This is a genomic window from Cupriavidus sp. GW823-FHT07B10, assembly GCF_058794355.1.
Genome location: NZ_JBXAGS010000008.1, coordinates 88,678 through 104,882, shown reverse-complemented (window position 1 = coordinate 104,882; position 16,205 = coordinate 88,678). Strand labels below are relative to the sequence as shown.

Genomic DNA, 16,205 nt, shown 5'->3' with positions numbered 1-16,205 from the left:
TCTTATATCACCCCTGAATCTTTCTTAAAACCCGGCGAAAATGTGGCGCGCCCGGTGTAGCCCAGGTGGTGAAGCAAGCGCACGAAGGCTGAGGCATTCGGTTCATTGAAGACATGGCTATCAAACTAGCCCGCGAAGCGCCGTAATCGCTAGAATGCGCGTTAATGCGCAGTGCGCGTTGGCCTGATCCCGGAGCCGGTATGGAACCCCTCTCTTTTGAATTCGTCACCGTTGAGGAAGCAAAGAAGGTACTGGACGGCGCGCCGCCAGTGCAAACCGAGCCTGACTGGAGCGGCGTGCGGCGCCCGCCGTCGCCGAAAGATACGTTGCTGTCAGACGTCGCCATGCGGTGGCTGGCATCGCTGCCGGCCGAGGCGCGCCCCGTTGAGCTGTGCCGCCGCTATGCGCGCATCGGCAACCACCTGGCTGCGCTTTCTGCCAACCCGGCGGCTCTGCGTGCTTTCCTGGTTGAGCTGCTGATAGACAAGCGGGGTGGGCGGCAGGGGTTTCCGGATGGCATTGCGCTGGAACTGTCGCGGTTGCATGAATACATGGTGCAACAATTGCCCGGGTCCGGCGGCGGGCAGGGGTGGCCTGAGTTGGGGGATTGAACTGCGTTGGGGTGGGGGCGACAGGCGGCCGCATGGCGCCAAGCCAATAGCCCCCCGCTCCCGCCTTAAACCGTCGCCGCAGTCCCCAGAATCGCCGTAGCCTGACTCGACAACGTCCCCCCATTCCCATGCACCACGGCAACCTCGGCATCCCGTACCTGCCGCTCCCCACATTCCCCACGCAACTGCCGCACCGCCTCAATGGTGATGAACATCCCATACATCCCAGGATGCACGCATGACAAGCCACCGCCATTGGTATTCACCGGCAGCCGCCCGCCCGGCGCAATGCCGCCACCGCTGACAAACTGGCCGCCCTCACCCTTGGCGCAGAAACCCAGGTCTTCCAGGAACAGCAGCGTGTTGATGGTGAAAGCATCATAGAGCTCGGCCACATCGACATCCGACGGCTTGAGCCCCGCCATGGCAAAGGCGCGCTCGCCGGATTCCTTGGCAGCCGTGACGGTCAGGTCCGGCATGCACGAGATCTGCCGGTGCCACGTGGCAGTGGCATTGCCCAGCACATAGACCGGCGGCTTGGCCAGGTCCCTGGCGCGGTCCGCGCGCACCATCACATAGGCGCCGGCGCCATCGGTGACCAGGCAGCAGTCACGCACGGACAGCGGGTCCGACACCATGCGCGCATTGAGCACATCATCGATGCTGAGCGGGTCTCGCATCATCGCTTCCGGATTCAGCTGCGCCCACTTGCGCGCGGCCACGGCGACCTCGGCCAGGTGCTCGCGCGTGGTGCCGTACTGGTGCATATGGCGCGCCGCGGCGAGAGCATATGACGTGATCGGCTGCAGCGGGCTGTACGGGTGCTCATACGGCTGCGGGTCCAGCACCGCGCGCACCTTGGAGATGCCGGCGCGGCCAACCGTGGAGGTGCGCTGGTTGCTGCCGTAGCAGACCAGCACCGCATCGCACTGCCCCGATTCCAGCGCCATCATCGCCGGCAGCATGTGCGAGACAAAGCTGGAGCCGCCGATCATGGTGCTGTCGACAAACTTGGGCTTGATGCCAAGGTACTCGGCCACCGGCATCACCCACATGCTGGCGCCGACGCTGGCGGTGGCGATGCCGTCGATGTCGCGCATCGACAGCCCCGCATCCCTGACGGCGGCCTTGGCGGCCTCCACCAGGATTTCCATTTCAGTCTTGCCGTGGGCCTCGCCCAGGCCCGCCTGGCCGACCCCGACGATGGCGACGCTGCCACGCAAATTCGACAAACTCATGGCCTCAGCCCTCCACCGGATCGAACACGACGAGAGCGGCCTCGCCTTCCTTGCCCTGCGCCACGCGTGCCTGCACACGCATGCCGATGCGCACGCTGGCGGGCGCAATGCCTTCCACGCGGCTCATCATGCGCACGCCCTCATCCAGGTCGACCAGCACCACGTTGTAGTCGCCGCCGGCATCCGGCTTGCGGCGGATCACGCTGGTGGAGTAGACCGTGCCGGTCCCCTTGGGCTCGACCCAGGCGAGCGTGTCGCCGCCGCAGTGCGGGCAGATATTGCGCGGGAAAAACACGTGGCGCTTGCAGTCCTGGCAATGCTGGATGCGGAACTGGCCAGCGGCGAGCTGGTCCGCGTAAGCCTTGTCCGGACCCACCGCCGCTTGTTGTTGGGGCATGGAGTCTCCTTCACTTTTGATGGTGCCGCCATGGACCTGCCATGGCACAGCAATCAGCTTGCCGCAGTCTGTGCATTGCAACAATTCACATCTGCCGAAGGCTGGATTTTTGAATCCGGAAAGCGCTGCGCTCAGATCACCAGTTCGATCACAAACGGCCCCCTGCGCGCATTGGCCATGCGGAACAGGTCGGCAAAACTTTCCATGTCCCTGGCCTGCGCGCCCTCCACGCCCATGCCGTTGGCCAGCTTGACCCAGTCCAGGTCCGGATTGCCGATATCCAGCATGTCCAGCGCGGTCTTGCCCGGGTTGGCGCCTACGCCCGCGAGCTCGCCCAGCAGGATGGCGTACTTGCGATTGGCCAGCAGCACCACGGTGACGTCGAGCTGCTCGCGCGCCATGGTCCACAGCGACTGCAGCGTGTACATGGCCGAGCCATCGGCCTGCAGTGCCACCACGCGCCGGTCCGGCGCCGCCACCGCCGCGCCCACGGCCAGCGGCAGGCCTTCGCCGATGGCGCCGCCGGTCAGCTGCAGCCAGTCGTGCGGGGCCGCATGGACCGTGCCCGGATAGAAGGCGCGGCCGAAGCTGATGCTCTCTTCCACCACGATCGCCTGTTCGGGCAGCAAGGCGGTCAGCGTACGTGCCACCGCCTCGGACGTGACCGCGCCGCGGGCGGGCTCAACGGATGCGGGCGCTACGGCAGCCGGCAGCGGTGCATTGCGTGCACCCACCTCGTCGGCCAGGCGGGCCAGCGCTTCGGCAAGGTCTTCCTCCGGGCGTGCCAGCACGTGGATCACGGCATCTTCCGGATACGGGCGCGGCGACTTGCCCGGGTAGGCAAAGAACGTCACCGGCGCCGGTGCGCCGACCAGGATCACGTTGCGGATGCCGGCCAGCTTGTCGCGCGCGACGTCGCCCGAATATGGCACGCGGTCCACCGCCAGGCGGCCGCTGCCGCGCGACACGCGCGCATTGGACATGGGCGAGATCAGGCGGGCACCGGTGGCCGCGGCAATGCGGTGCGCATCGGCCAGCGGCGCCTCGCGCAGCGCGCTGCCCCCCAGCACCACCAGCGTGGGCTGGCCCGAGCGCAGCACGCGCGCGGCCTGCTGCACGGCGTCGGGCGAGACCTTGGGCACCGCCAGCGGCGGCAGCGGCGCGGCCACCACGCCGCCCGCATCCCAGCACACATCGGAAGGCAGGATCAGGCTGGCGACCCCGCCCGGCGCGGCGCATGCGGCCTGCACCGCGGACGAGGCATCGGCGCCGACGGACGCAGCCTGCGTGGCCGTGCGCGTCCACACCGAGACCGGACGGGCCCAGCCTTCGGTATCCGCGGTCAGCGGTGCGTCCAGCGGCCGGTGGTAGGTGGCCTGGTCGCCGATGATGTTGACCACCGGCGTCTGCGCGCGGCGCGCGTTGTGCAGGTTGGCCAGGCCGTTGGCCAGCCCCGGGCCGCAATGCAGCAGCGTGGCGGCGGGCTTGCCGGCCATGCGCGCATAGCCATCGGCCGCGCCGGTGACCACGCCTTCGAACAGGCCCAGCACGCAGCGCATGCCCGGGATGCGGTCCAGCGCCGCGACGAAGTGCATCTCGCTGGTGCCCGGGTTGGCAAAGCAGGTGTCCACGCCGTTGGCGAGCAGGGTCTTGACCAGGCTCTCGGCGCCGTTCATCGGTTGGGTAGTTTCCATGTCTCGGGTTCCGCTCAGGTTCTGGGTCAGCAGGTTGGCATTGGTTGCACGGGAGGCGTCAGGCCGGGCACGGCCGCGCCGCCAGCAGGTCGAAATCCAGGCAGACAAAGTCGGTCGGGAATTCGATGCGTGCGTAGTAGACGATCAGCTCGCCGCGCTCGCCCGGGACACAGGCAAAACGGCGCAGCTCAGCCACCGGCGCGCCCACGGCAAGCGCCAGCGCGGCGGCGGATTCGGCCCCGGCCGCGACGATCGACAGGCGCTGGCGCGCGGTGCTGACCGACAGTCCGGGGAAGCGGTCCAGCACCGGCACCGAGGCGCCCTGGCGGAAGGCCTCGGGCTCGCGCGCAAAGACGCCGGCCTCGATATAGACCTCGCCCACCGCGAACGGCCGTCCTTCCAGCCGGTGCAACCGGCGCAGGAAGTGGTATTCGGCGGCGCGCTCACCGGGGCACGGCATGCCGAGATCGGCGGGCAGCGGCACGTTGCCGGCGGATTCGACCATCGCTTCGGTGTCCAGCTGAGCGCCCACCGCCACCGCCTCGTCCCAGCTGGTCGACAGCGACACCTGCCGCCGCGACTGGCACGGCGCCTTGACGAAGGTGCCGCGCCCGCGCGAGCGCGCCACCAGCCCTTCTTCATCGAGCATCGACAAGGCATGGTGCATGGTCATGCGCGCCACGCCGTACTGGCGGCACAGCTCTTCCAGCGACGGGATGCGCTCACCCTCGCGCCAGGCGCCGCTTTCGATCTGGCGGCGGAAGATGGTGGCCAGCTGCAGGTAGACCGGCTGGCGGCTGCGCGCGAGGAGTTCGCTGGACGTGGTGTCTGCCATGCGGCAAGGGAGGTTGGGAAACGCCGGTGAACGTCGGGGAAAAAGGGCGAGGCGTGGGCCGCCCGGAGGCAGCCTGGCCGGACGACTATATAAAAGTCTACAAACCTAGACTACTCGGGTTAACGCCGATCCATGCCGCTCCGGTATTGCCAGGCCCGGGCGTGCATTCCGGGACTTTTGTCGCCCGTGCGTCACGCGCCGGAACGTGCCGCAACCCCCACTTCAGCGCCCACCTTGACACTGCCCAAGCGGACAGAATGCCACCATGCCCCAACCTTCCCGGGGGCAGGCGTGGCTGCCGCTTGCAGCCATCTCAAGGAGTCAACTTATGTTGATGCGAGACGTGATCCCCCAAATCCTGAACCGCGGCGCGGCCCAACTGGCGCCCGACGCGTTCGAGACCGCTTCGCACAAGACCTTCCACCATGCGATCGACATCTACCTCAAGGATTCCAATGCCTTTATGAACACCTACTTCGCCCGCTATTTCGAGTGGCAGGGTATTTGCCGGGAGCGCTGGTTCCATGAATGCATCCACGACAACCTGCTGGCCGCGGGCGGCGTCTTCGTGACCAAGCGCGCGCACCAGGAGTATGTCGAGGAGACGTTCCCGTTCCAGCGCGTGGATTGCTACCTGAACACCTTCCAGGTCCGGCAGTGCTCGGCCTACCTGCTGTTCCGCTTCTGCGTGGGGGGCAAGCCGGTGTCGCTGGGCTACCAGCAGATCGTCTTCGCCGACCGGCAGAAGCGCATCACGCGCTTTCCGGCGGGCATCATCGAACGGGTCAGGGAATATGAACTGGCGCTGCCGGCACTGGCCAGCTGAGCCAGGCGCGGCTGACCCCGCGCGGGTCTGAATCCGGCACCGCCGGCCGTGGCTCAGCCGGCGGTGCTGGTGCGCAGCCGGCTGTCGGCCATGGCGGTGAAGCGCGGCAGGCTGAGGGTAAAGGTGGTATGCACGGCCGGCACCGACTCGCACTCAATGCGCCCGCCGAAGGTCTCGATCACGCGCCGGCAGAAGGCCAGGCCGAGGCCGGCACCGGTGCCATGCGCCTTGGTGGAGAAGAACGGATCGAAGATGCGCGGCATGACGTCGGCCGCAATGCCCGGGCCGGTGTCGCGAAAGCGGATCACGTGGTACTGGCCCTCGGTCGCGCCGGTGATGTCGATGCGGCCGCCGCCGGCCGCGCGGATCGCATGCAGCGCGTTCTTCAGCAGATTGAACAGCACGTAGACCAGCAGCGTGTCGGAGCCGACAAAGCGCCAGCCCTGGTCGATGCCGCGCACCTGCACGCAGCCGCGCTCCTCGCCCTGGAACGGGTAGCGCTCCAGCGCCGCATGCACGCAGTCGGCAATGCCGTGCGGGGCAAAGCTGCTGCGGTCCAGCCGCTCCAGCGTGACCGAGGCCAGCGCCATGTCGATCACGGTGCTGGTGCCATCGACTTCCCGCGTGATGGCGCCGACCAGGCTCGACACGCGCTCAAGCTGGCCGGGCCGCATGCGGTCCTCGCACAGCCCCTGCTGGACCGCCAGCCGGTAGCCGTGCAGCACCTGCGGCCAGGTGCGCGCCAGCTCCTGCGCCTGCATGCGGATGGTCGCCAGCGGCGTGCGCACCTCGTGCGCCACGGTGGCGGCCAGCGAATACGGATGCATCAGGTCGTAGCGCACCACGCTGACCGCCAGGATGCCCAGGCTTGCCGCCACGAACACCACGCCCGGCGGATAGAAGGCCGCGCCATAGTTGACGGCGTAGTCCACCGCCGCCAGCGAATAGAGCGCCACCGCCACCAGGCACAGCTTGTAGCGCTTGCGGCGTTCGGCGGTTGCATTGCGCCGCGCCGCCACCAGCAGCCAGGCGCTGCGCAGCGCCACCAGCACCGTCTGCACCAGGTGCAGCGGATGCAGCGGGCCGGCCCTGGGATAGTCGCCAAAGAAATAGCTGTAGTAGCCGGAGACCACCTGGTCGGTGGTCAGCAGCAGCACCGCCAGCACCAGGCTCAGGCCGTACGAGGCCAGCAGCAACGGCCGCTCGCGGCGGCACTCGGTGACTTCGGCGATGAAGTGGTAGAAGGTGGTCGGCAGGAACAGGATGAAGAGGTAGCCGAGCCGGGCCAGCATCAGCGACACATCGGGATGCGAGGCCTGGAACAGGAACACCCACGTGCCCTGCCAGGCGAAGGTGGTCACGCACAGCAGGAAGAACGAAGTGGAGACGCGCGTCACGCCCTTGGTCACCAGCACATAGAGGCCGTAACCGAGGAAGATCGACGAGACGAAGGCGGGCAAGGCTGCGTACATGCGGAGCGCGAAGGCAAGCCGGGCGGATGGCAGGGTCGGCGACGCGACATGTTATGCCCTGCGCGGGTGGCGCGTGCATCATTCGGTTGCATTCAGAGCTAATCCGCGCTTAATGCTGTGCGATACGCGCCGGCATACCCCTCGTTCCGGGGGTGCCAGGTACCGAGCACGCGCCGCACGCAAAAAGCAAGGCGGGACGCCCGCTGGCGTCCCGCCTTGCCTAGCTGCCACGCATTGCTTACCAGCGCGTGTCCCGTTCCCACTCCTTCATTTCTTCCTCGGCGCGCTCCTTGGTGTAGCCATAGCGCTCCTGGATGCGGCCGGCAAGCTGGTCACGCTTGCCGTTGATCTGCGCGATGTCGTCGTCGGTCAGCTTGCCCCACTTCTCCTTGATCTTGCCCTTCGCTTGTTCCCACTTGCCTTCGATCTGGTCCCAGTTCATCTCATGCTCCTTCATCCGGTGGCAAGGGGGCGCATTGAAGGCGTCCCCTTGCGGGTGGTGCGGTGCGTGGCCCGCCAATGCTGGCGGGATGCCGCGAAGGCTTACTTGCCGTACTTGGCCTTCACATCGGCCTGGCACTTGTCCTTGGCATCGCCCGACATCGCGTCGCAGCGTTCCTTGTCGGCCTTGTAGGCGGCGTCGGTGGCGTCCTTCTTCGCGTCGGCGCGGGCTTCCGCCACGTCGGCACGCGAACCGGTCGCCGCGGCCTTGTCGACCTTGGCAGCCATCAGTGCCTTTTCATGGGCGGCCTTGGCGTCCTTCTTGCAAACGTCCTTGTCGTTGCCCTTCTTGTCGTCGCACATTTCCTTGGCTACGTCATAGTCGCGGTCAGCCTTGGTCTTCTCGGCCTTGGCGGTCGCCTTCTGCGTGCCGTCGCGGCGGGCTTCGGCCTGGGCCTTGGCCACATCGCGGTCGCGCTTGGCCTCGGCCTTGCAGACGTCCTTGGCGTTGTCCTTCATGCCATTGCACTTGGCGGAGGCAGCCTTGTAGTCCGCATCAGCCTGCTTCACCGCGGCGTCATAGTCTGCCCTTGCCCCGGTTGCAGTCGTTCCGGACGCGGTTGTTGGTGCGGTCATCTGCGCCAGCGCAATTCCCGCCGGTGCGGCAACCATCATCGAACACACTGCTGCGGTCAGCCATTTCTTCAACATGTCGATCTCCTTTCCGGGTGATTGCGTAAAGGTACGCATGAGAGGCCGGCGGCTATGCTGCTGGCCATGCCGTAAGTACAGAGTAGGCCCGGGGGGGGTATGGGAAGCAGGCGTCCGGTTCCGAAAGGCGCGTCAGACTATTCCGACATTGCAATGCGGGCGAGGCACGCGGCGGGGCATGCACCTGGTTGCTGGAGGGGGGATGGTGCGGTCAGCGCGTCATGTGCGCGACGGCGGGCGAGCATGCGTGCCGCAGAACAAGGCGCCCCTCTCCCGCGCAGCGGGAGAGGGGCGCAAATTGCCAGTGAAGTCAGGGCGGTCGTCAGCCCAGAATCGACGGCGTCAACCGGTTCTCGTCAGGCGCTTCGCCCTCTTCGTCCGGCCAGTTGCGCCCCACCATCCATTCATACAAGGTGGGCAGCACGATCAGCGTCAGCATGGTGGCGGTGATCAGCCCGCCGATGATGACGATGGCCAGCGGGCGCTGCGTCTCAGAGCCGATGGCGCGAGAGATCGCCATCGGGAACAAACCCAGCATGGCCAGCAGCGCGGTCATCAGCACCGTGCGCAGCCGGTCCATCGAGCCGGTCAGCACCGCCTGGCGCACCGGCATGCCTTCATCGCGCAGCTGGTTGAAGTAGGTGACCATGACCACGCCATTGAGCACCGCCTGGCCGAACAGCGCGATAAAGCCGATCGCCGCCGACACCGACAGCGGGATGCCGGTCAGGAACAGCGCGAACACGCCCCCGATCAGCGCGAACGGGATGTTCGAGATGATCAGCGTGGCGCTCTTGAACGACTTGAACGCATTGAACAGCAGCAGGAAGATCACCAGCACCGACAGCGGCACCACGATCGAGAGCCGCGCCATGGCGCGCTCCTGGTTCTCGAACTCGCCCGACCAGCTGATCTTGACGTCGTCGGCCTTGACGTTCTTCGCCACCAGCTTCTGCATGTCCTTGACCACGCTGCCCATGTCGCGGTCGCGGATAAAGATGCCGATCGAGGTGGTGCGCTGGCCGTTCTCGCGGCTGATGTTCATCGCGCCGGATGCCGCGCGGAACGTCACCAGTTGCGACAGCGGCACCTGCGCGCCGTCCGCGGTCTGCATGAAGATATTGGGCAGGTTCGGCAGCGCGCGCTCCGACGGCTTCAGGCGCACGGCCACGCTGAAGTGCTTCTCGCCCTCCCACAGCTCGGTCGCGGCCTTGCCGGCCAGCGCGGTTTCCATCAGGTCCTGCACGTCGGCGACATTGATGCCGTAGCGCGCGGCCTGGGCCCGGTCGAACTCCAGCACGTACTGCGGCAGTTCGCCGTCACGGTCGATAAAGGCGCGCATCACGCCCTTGACCGTCTGCACGTTGGCCAGGATCTGGTCGGCCACCTTCTTGTTCTGCTCCAGGCTGTCGCTCTGCACCTTGATCACGATCTGGCCCTTGATCTGCGAGATGCTCTCCAGGATGTTGTCACGCACCGGCTGCGAGAAATTGGGCTCGATGCCGGGGAGCTGGCGCAGGTTCTTGTCGATCTCGCCGATGATGGCGCGCTTGTTGAAGCCGTCGCGCCATTGCTTCTCGGGCTTCAGGTCCACCAGGATCTCGACGGTGTTGATCAGCTTGGGATCGGTGCCGTCGTCGGGGCGGCCCACCTTGGAGATGGTGGTATTGACCTCCGGGGTCTTGCGGATCACGCTGCGCAGCAGCCGCGCCTGGTCGCGCGCCTCGTCGATCGAGACCGATGCCGGCAGGTCGAAGCTGACCCACATCGAGCCTTCGTCCAGCTCGGGCAGGAACTCGCTGCCGAGGAACTTGCCCACGCCCACGGTCACCACCAGCAGGCCCAGCGCCGAACCCACCACCAGCTTCTTATGGTCCAGCGCCCAGGCCAGCATCGGCTCATAGAGCCGCTTGCAGTGGCGCACGATGAAGTTGTCGTCGTGCGCGATGTTCCTGGTGAGCAGCAGGTGGCACAGCAGCGGCACCAGCGTCAGCGAGAGGATCAGGGAGCCGATCAGCGCGCCCGTGACCGTGTAGGCCATCGGCGCGAAGATCTTGCCCTCGTGCCGCTGCAGCGTGAAGATCGGGATGTGCGCCGCAATGATGATGACCATCGAGAACACGGTCGGACGGCCCACTTCCGTGGTGGCCTGCAGGATGGCATGCAGGCGCGCCTTGCTGTCCTTGATCTGCTGCGCCTTGAGCTCGCCCAGCCGCTTGAAGATATTCTCAACCACGATCACCGCGCCGTCGACGATGATACCGAAGTCCATCGCGCCAAGAGACAGCAGGTTGGCTGGAATACCCACCCAGGTCAGCCCGATGAAGGTCGACAGCAGCGCCAGCGGGATGATCAGCGCCACGATCGCCGCGGCGCGCACGTTGGCCAGGAACAGGTACAGCACCGCCATCACCAGCAGCGCGCCTTCCACCAGGTTGCCGAACACGGTGTGCAGGGTCTTGTCGATCAGCGTGGAGCGATCGTAGTACGGCACGATCTTCACGCCCTTGGGCAGGATCTGGTCGTCCAGCAGGTCGATCCTTTTCTTCAGCGCCTCCAGCACCAGCGACGGGTTCTCGCCCTTGCGCATCACCACGATGCCCGAGACGATGTCGTCCTCGTCGTCCTGGCCCATCAGGCCCTGCGGCGGCGCGCTGCCGACCCTCACGTCGGCGATGTCCTTGACCAGGATCGGGGTGCCCTGGTTCTCGGCCACCACCACGTTGGCGATATCGGCCGAGGTGCGGAAACTGCCCAGCGAGCGCAGCAGGAACTGTTGCCGGCCGTGCGCCACGGCGCCGCCGCCGGCATTGGCGTTGGCGCGCTGCAGCGCGGTGAACAGCTGCGACAGCGAGATCTTGGCATCGCGCATGCGCGCCAGGTTGGGATTGACCTCGTACTGCTTGATGGTTCCGCCGATGGTGACCAGGTCGGCCACGCCCGGCACCTGGCGCAGGTTTTTCTCCACCACCCAGTCCTGCAGCGTGCGCAGCTCTTGCGCGGTATAGCCCTTGCCGGCCAGGCGGAAGCGGTAGATCTCGCCGATCGCGGTGGACAGCGGCGCCAGGTCCGGATGCACGCCGTCGGGCAGGTCCACGCTGCGCAGGCGCTCCAGGATCTGCTGGCGCGCGGTCACGTCGGTGGCGCGGTCGTTGAAGGTCACCATCATGAACGACAGGCCGAACTGCGTATGCGAGAACACCCGCACCGCGTTGGGCGTTCCGGCCAGCGCGGTTTCAATGGGGATGGTCACCTGGCGCTCCACCTCTTCGGCGGCGCGGCCCGGGTACAGCGTGATGACGTTGACCTGGATGTCGGAGACATCCGGGAAAGCTTCGATCGGCAGGTTCTTGAATGCAGCCAGGCCGCCCCCGACGAAGATAAGCAGGCCCAGCCAGACAAAGAGCTTCTGGTGCAGGGCAAAGCTGACGATGCGCGAAATCATGTGGCGGCCGTCCTCACTTCTTCTCGGACGCACGCGCCGCGTTCACGGCAGTGGCATCGCGCAGGATGTCCTGCAGGTAGAGGTTGCCGTCGGTGATCACGGTCTCGCCGTCCTTCACGCCTTCAAGCAGCTCGGTGGTGCCGGGCAGCGTCACGCCCACGCGCACCAGGCGGCGCTCGAAGGTATTGGCGGCGGTGCGCACGAACACATAGTTGCGGTTGTCGGCCAGGAACACGGCCTTGGACGGCACGGCGATGCCCTTGAACGACGCGGCCGGCAGCTTCGCGGTGACGAACATCTCTGCCTTCAGGCGCCGCTCCGGGTTGGGCACGTTCAGCCGCACCTTGATACTGCGCGCGGTGGGATCGACATAGTCGGCAATCTTGACCACGGTGCCGGAGAAGGTCTCGCCGGGCCAGGCAGCGGTGGTGAGCTGCACGTCCACGCCCGGCTTGAACAGGCTCAGGTCGGCCTCGCCCGCATCGACCTGCGCCCACAGCGTGGTCGGATCGGTCACCAGGAACAACGGCGCGGCGGGCGGCTGGTCGGGGCGCAGCTCCATGCCGAGGTTGATGTTGCGTTCGACCACCAGGCCGTCGATCGGGCTGCGCAGCGGAAAGCGCTGGTTTACGATGCCTGAGGCGCCCGCGCCGCCCGCGGCCGCGCCGTACTGGGCCAGCGCCGCCTGGGTGCGCTGCAGGTCCGCCGCGGCGCGCGCGGCGTCGGCCTGCGCCTGCTCCAGCTCCTTCTGCGCGATGATGCCGGCGCCGTACAGCTCGCGCTGCCGTGCCAGCGCCTTGGCCGCGACCGCGCTGTCGGCGGCGGCCTTGCGCGCATCGGCCTGGGCCACGCCGAAATCGGGCGAGGTCAGGCTGGCCAGCGGCTGGCCCGCTTTCACGGTGGCGCCGGGCTGCACCAGGATCTCGGTGACGCGGCCGGCAAACGGCGTCGACACGCGCACGGTCTTGTCCTCGTTCCACACCAGCCGGCCGGGCAGGCTCAGCATGCGCTCGCCGCCGGTCCTGGCGGCTTCGCCGGCGATGCCCGGCAGCGTCTTCACGCTGGCCGGGAACTGGATGGTATTGCCGCTGACCTTGGGATCGTCATCGGCCTTGGGCGCTTCAGACTTGCCGCAGGCGGCCAGCGCCAGCGCGCACAGGGACAGGGCAGCAAACCGTGCGGGCAGGCCGGCGGGGAAATGGACGGAAGACATGCGGCGGGACATGCGTGACAGGAGGGAGTGCATTGGATTCGCTGGGACTGCGGTTCAGGGACGCGAGCTTGTCGCAGTGCCGGTCGTGGAGGTCTGCAGCGCGGCGCGGTAGGCCGACAGGGCCTTGGCGTAATCGCCCTGGGCGCTGACGGCATCGAGCCGGGTCTGGCGCAGCGCGCGGCGGGCATCGAGCAGGTCGAGCACGCCGGTGGCGCCCTTGCCGTAGGCAAACTCGGCGCTGCCGGCCACGCTTTCGGCGGCGGGCAGCACGTCGTCGCGCATCTGCCGCAGTGACTGGCGCGCGGCTTCGAGCTGGCTGCGCAGCCGTTCCATCTCATTGCCGGCTTCCAGCAGCACGCGGTTGCGGTCGTCCAGCGCGGCGTAGTAGTCCACCTCGGCGCGGCGGGCCTCGCCGCCGTTGCTGTGGCGCACGTACAGCGGGATCGTCAGGAACACGCCGTAGCTGTTGCCGCTGCCGTTGGTATTGGTGGCGGAAACCGGATAGTGCTCAGCCTGCGCGCCGACGGTCACGTCGGGCACGCGGCCGGCGCGCGCCAGGTCGCGCGCGGCGGCGGCCGCGGCCAGGCGGGCCTCGGCCGCTGTTACGTCGGGGCGGCGCTGCAATGTGTCGGGATCGACCTGCGGCACGGGCGTATCCAGCGGCGGCCAGTCCGGCACCAGCCGGTTGCCGGCAAGCGTGCCGGGCACGCCCATGGCCTGCGCCAGCTGGGCCTTGTCGCGCGCGTGGTCGGTCATGGCCTGGCGCATGTCGCTCTGCGCGCGCAGCGCGTCTAGCTGCAGCTTGGTCACGTCGGCGCGCGAGACGTCGCCGGCCTTCAGGCGGGTCTCGCTGGCCTGGCGCGTGCGGTCGTAGAGCGCCAGCATCTCCTTGAACACCGCCACGCGCTCCTGACTGACCACCGCGTCATAAAAAGCCTGCTCCGCGGCGGCGCTCTGCTGCGCCACCACCGCCTGCACCACTTCGCCGGCGGCCGCGCTGGCCTTGCGCGCGGCGTCCACGCGCAGGCCGCCCTTGTTGGCGGTCTCGATCAGCTGGTCCACGCGCAGGGTGGAATCCACGGTCTTGCTGCGCAGGTTGCCCGAGCCGATGCCGGCATGCGGGTTGATATTGGTCACGCCCAGGCTCAGCACCGGATTGGGCCGCTGCGAAGCGATCTGTATGTCCGCCTGGCTGGCTTCGACGCCGCGGCGGGCGGCGATGATGTCGCGGTTGCAGCGCAGTGCGTCCAGGCGCGCCTGCGCCAGGGTCAGCGTCGCGCCCGCCGGCGGCGGCACGCAAGGACCGGCAGCATCTGCGGAATCAGCGGAAGGAAGCGGATCGGCGGGGCCTTCGGCGGCAAGGATTGCCGCGGGCCGGGCCAGAACCCCCAGTAGCAGCAGGGCACCTACGGCAATACGGGAAAAGACAAAAGGCACGGTCAGTCAGGCTCGGTTCGACAACGGTCTGCGGTAAACGACCGTGCTCGCCGAACGGTGCACCAGGGCGGCAAATATTCATCCGACCCTGATCCCGCCAATGCGGCCGCGAAGCGTGGCTGTCCTGGTGCGCCCTCGCCCGCTGTCCTGGTGCATCAGACGCCACCGGACACGATCTCCCGCACGCATTCAAACCGAATCGCATTACAAACGGCTTTCATAAAGCTGACAAAAGCCTTTAACTGCGCGAAAACCCTAGCCAATCGGAAAACCATGAAAAACGGCACGGCCGTTGCCGGCCGTGCCGTCTGTACTGCCAGGCGGCTTACCCCTTCATGCGGTCATCCAGCCCCAGGCTGCGGCCGATGATCTCCTTCATGATCTCGCTGCTGCCGGCGTAGATGCGCGAGATGCGCGCGTCGGTGTACATGCGGCAGATGCGGTACTCCTCCATATAGCCGGCGCCACCGTGCAGCTGCACGCCCTCGTCGACCATGCGTCCCTGCAGTTCCGACGTGAGCAGCTTGGCCGACGCCGCCGTCTCCACGGTCAGCGTGCCTGCGTTGTGCTGCAGCACGCACTGGTCGACGAAGGTCTGCAGCGCATCCAGCTGCGCCCGCAGTTCGGCAAGCTTGAAGCGCGAGTTCTGGAACGTGCCGATGGCCCGGCCGAAGGCCTTGCGCTCCTTGACATAGTCCAGCGTGAGGTCGAACGCCACCTGCGCCGACGCCATGTAGCCGCAGGCGCCAATCAGCCGCTCTTCGGCCAGGTGGCGCGTCAGGTAGCGGAAGCCCTGGCCGGGCTCGCCCAGCACGTTGGCCTTGGGCACCTTGACGTTGTCGAAGAACAGCTCCGAGGTGTCCTGCGAGTGCAGGCCCATCTTGCGCAGCTTGCGCCCGCGCTCGAAGCCGGGCATGCCGCGCTCGACGATAAAGAGGCCAAGGCCATGGCTGCGCTCCGGATCAGTGCGCGCGACCACCACCACGTAGTCGGCCAGCTGGCCGTTCGAGATATAGGTCTTGGCGCCGTTCAGCACCCAGTGGTCGCCGTGGTCCTCGGCACGCGTGCGCATGCCGGCCAGGTCGGATCCCGCCTGCGGCTCGGTCATGGCAATGGCAAAGATCGACTCGCCGCGCGCGGCCGCCGGCAGCAGGCGCTGGCGTTGTTCCTCGTTGCCGATGCGGCCGATATACGGCGCCACCAGCCGCGAGTGCAGCGTGCCGAAAAAGCCCGAGTCGCCGTGGCGCGCATTCTCTTCGATCAGGATCTGCTCATAGCGGAAATCCTCCACGCCGGCGCCGCCGTATTTCTCGTCGGCCCACATCAGCAGGTAGCCCTGCTCGCCGGCCTTGCGGAACACTTCGCGGTCCACGCAGCCCTGTTCGCGCCAGCGCTCGCCGTGCGGCCCCACCTCGCGCTGGTAGAAGCGGCGGGCGGATTCGCGGAAGGCGTCGTGTTCGGCTTCGAAGATCAGGCGTTGCATGCGGGGTCTCCTGGTGTTTTTGAGAGTGACCGGCTGAGTGTCTGCCGTGCAGCGTCTATGAGATTCGTCGGAAAGGATGATTTTTCCTCCCGCAGCCGAACGGCCAGGTTTGAAGGAGAAGCCGGCTTGAATGCAATTTTATTGATATGAAGTGGAAATAACTTTCATTTACCCGCCGGAACGCTTTGCACAATACTGGAAGCACAGATACCTATTCGATGGAGCGGGGAACATGGAAGCCGTCCTCTGGATCGCCCTGGCGCTGGCACTGGTGGCGCTGGGAGGCACCGTCACCTGGCTGATCGGGACCCGGGTGCCCGAGCCGGTGTTCGAACGCGCGCAGCGGCATGGCCGCTTTGCCGGGCTGGAACCGGGGCCGCCAGGCGGGGGGGGGGGTTGGCG

Annotated in this window: 13 protein-coding genes; 2 read left to right on the top strand and 11 right to left on the bottom strand. The window is 67.1% G+C overall.

Annotated features, from left to right (window positions below):
* Window positions 1-200 precede the first annotated feature (200 nt).
* A complete protein-coding gene (locus tag AC1Q6V_RS18425; RefSeq protein WP_010811623.1) occupies window positions 201-611 on the top strand; it encodes a hypothetical protein in 411 nt (136 codons plus the stop codon).
* Between the two features lie 65 nt (window positions 612-676).
* On the opposite strand, the gene AC1Q6V_RS18420 is transcribed toward AC1Q6V_RS18425, so the two are convergent.
* The 4 genes from AC1Q6V_RS18420 to AC1Q6V_RS18405 form a co-directional block, all read right to left on the bottom strand.
* Window positions 677-1,849, bottom strand: coding sequence for a thiolase family protein (locus tag AC1Q6V_RS18420; protein ID WP_058698481.1), 1,173 nt, complete (start codon window positions 1,847-1,849; stop codon window positions 677-679).
* A 4-nt stretch (window positions 1,850-1,853) separates the two neighbouring features.
* Window positions 1,854-2,246 carry a Zn-ribbon domain-containing OB-fold protein gene (locus AC1Q6V_RS18415; RefSeq protein WP_010810370.1) on the bottom strand — a complete coding sequence of 131 codons (393 nt, stop codon included), beginning with the start codon at window positions 2,244-2,246 and terminating at the stop codon, window positions 1,854-1,856.
* 131 nt (window positions 2,247-2,377) lie between these two features.
* Complete coding sequence (locus AC1Q6V_RS18410) at window positions 2,378-3,922, bottom strand: acetolactate synthase large subunit (RefSeq protein ID WP_010810371.1); 1,545 nt, start codon at window positions 3,920-3,922, stop codon at window positions 2,378-2,380.
* 76 nt (window positions 3,923-3,998) lie between these two features.
* Window positions 3,999-4,775 (bottom strand): GntR family transcriptional regulator, encoded by a 777-nt coding sequence (locus AC1Q6V_RS18405; RefSeq protein ID WP_010810372.1) that lies wholly within the window; start codon window positions 4,773-4,775, stop codon window positions 3,999-4,001.
* A 328-nt stretch (window positions 4,776-5,103) separates the two neighbouring features.
* On the opposite strand from AC1Q6V_RS18405, the gene AC1Q6V_RS18400 reads away from it, so the two are divergent.
* On the top strand, window positions 5,104-5,601 hold the full coding sequence (locus tag AC1Q6V_RS18400; RefSeq protein ID WP_010810373.1) for an acyl-CoA thioesterase: 498 nt from the start codon (window positions 5,104-5,106) through the stop codon (window positions 5,599-5,601).
* A gap of 53 nt (window positions 5,602-5,654) precedes the next feature.
* Here AC1Q6V_RS18400 and AC1Q6V_RS18395 read toward each other — a convergent pair whose 3' ends face one another.
* The 7 genes from AC1Q6V_RS18395 to AC1Q6V_RS18365 form a co-directional block, all read right to left on the bottom strand.
* Window positions 5,655-7,073: a sensor histidine kinase gene (locus AC1Q6V_RS18395; RefSeq protein WP_011616688.1), complete on the bottom strand. Its 1,419-nt coding sequence runs from the start codon at window positions 7,071-7,073 to the stop codon at window positions 5,655-5,657.
* Between the two features lie 238 nt (window positions 7,074-7,311).
* Window positions 7,312-7,515: a CsbD family protein gene (locus AC1Q6V_RS18390; protein WP_454750397.1), complete on the bottom strand. Its 204-nt coding sequence runs from the start codon at window positions 7,513-7,515 to the stop codon at window positions 7,312-7,314.
* A gap of 101 nt (window positions 7,516-7,616) precedes the next feature.
* On the bottom strand, window positions 7,617-8,225 hold the full coding sequence (locus tag AC1Q6V_RS18385) for a hypothetical protein (RefSeq protein ID WP_454750396.1): 609 nt from the start codon (window positions 8,223-8,225) through the stop codon (window positions 7,617-7,619).
* 322 nt (window positions 8,226-8,547) lie between these two features.
* Entirely contained in the window at window positions 8,548-11,670 is a 3,123-nt protein-coding gene (locus tag AC1Q6V_RS18380; protein ID WP_010810377.1) for an efflux RND transporter permease subunit, read from the bottom strand.
* A 13-nt stretch (window positions 11,671-11,683) separates the two neighbouring features.
* Window positions 11,684-12,883 (bottom strand): efflux RND transporter periplasmic adaptor subunit, encoded by a 1,200-nt coding sequence (locus AC1Q6V_RS18375; RefSeq protein WP_439669725.1) that lies wholly within the window; start codon window positions 12,881-12,883, stop codon window positions 11,684-11,686.
* Window positions 12,884-12,937: 54 nt separating this feature from the next.
* Entirely contained in the window at window positions 12,938-14,320 is a 1,383-nt protein-coding gene (locus tag AC1Q6V_RS18370) for a TolC family protein (protein ID WP_454750395.1), read from the bottom strand.
* A gap of 325 nt (window positions 14,321-14,645) precedes the next feature.
* Window positions 14,646-15,803 carry an acyl-CoA dehydrogenase family protein gene (locus AC1Q6V_RS18365; protein WP_010810380.1) on the bottom strand — a complete coding sequence of 386 codons (1,158 nt, stop codon included), beginning with the start codon at window positions 15,801-15,803 and terminating at the stop codon, window positions 14,646-14,648.
* Window positions 15,804-16,205: the final 402 nt, after the last annotated feature.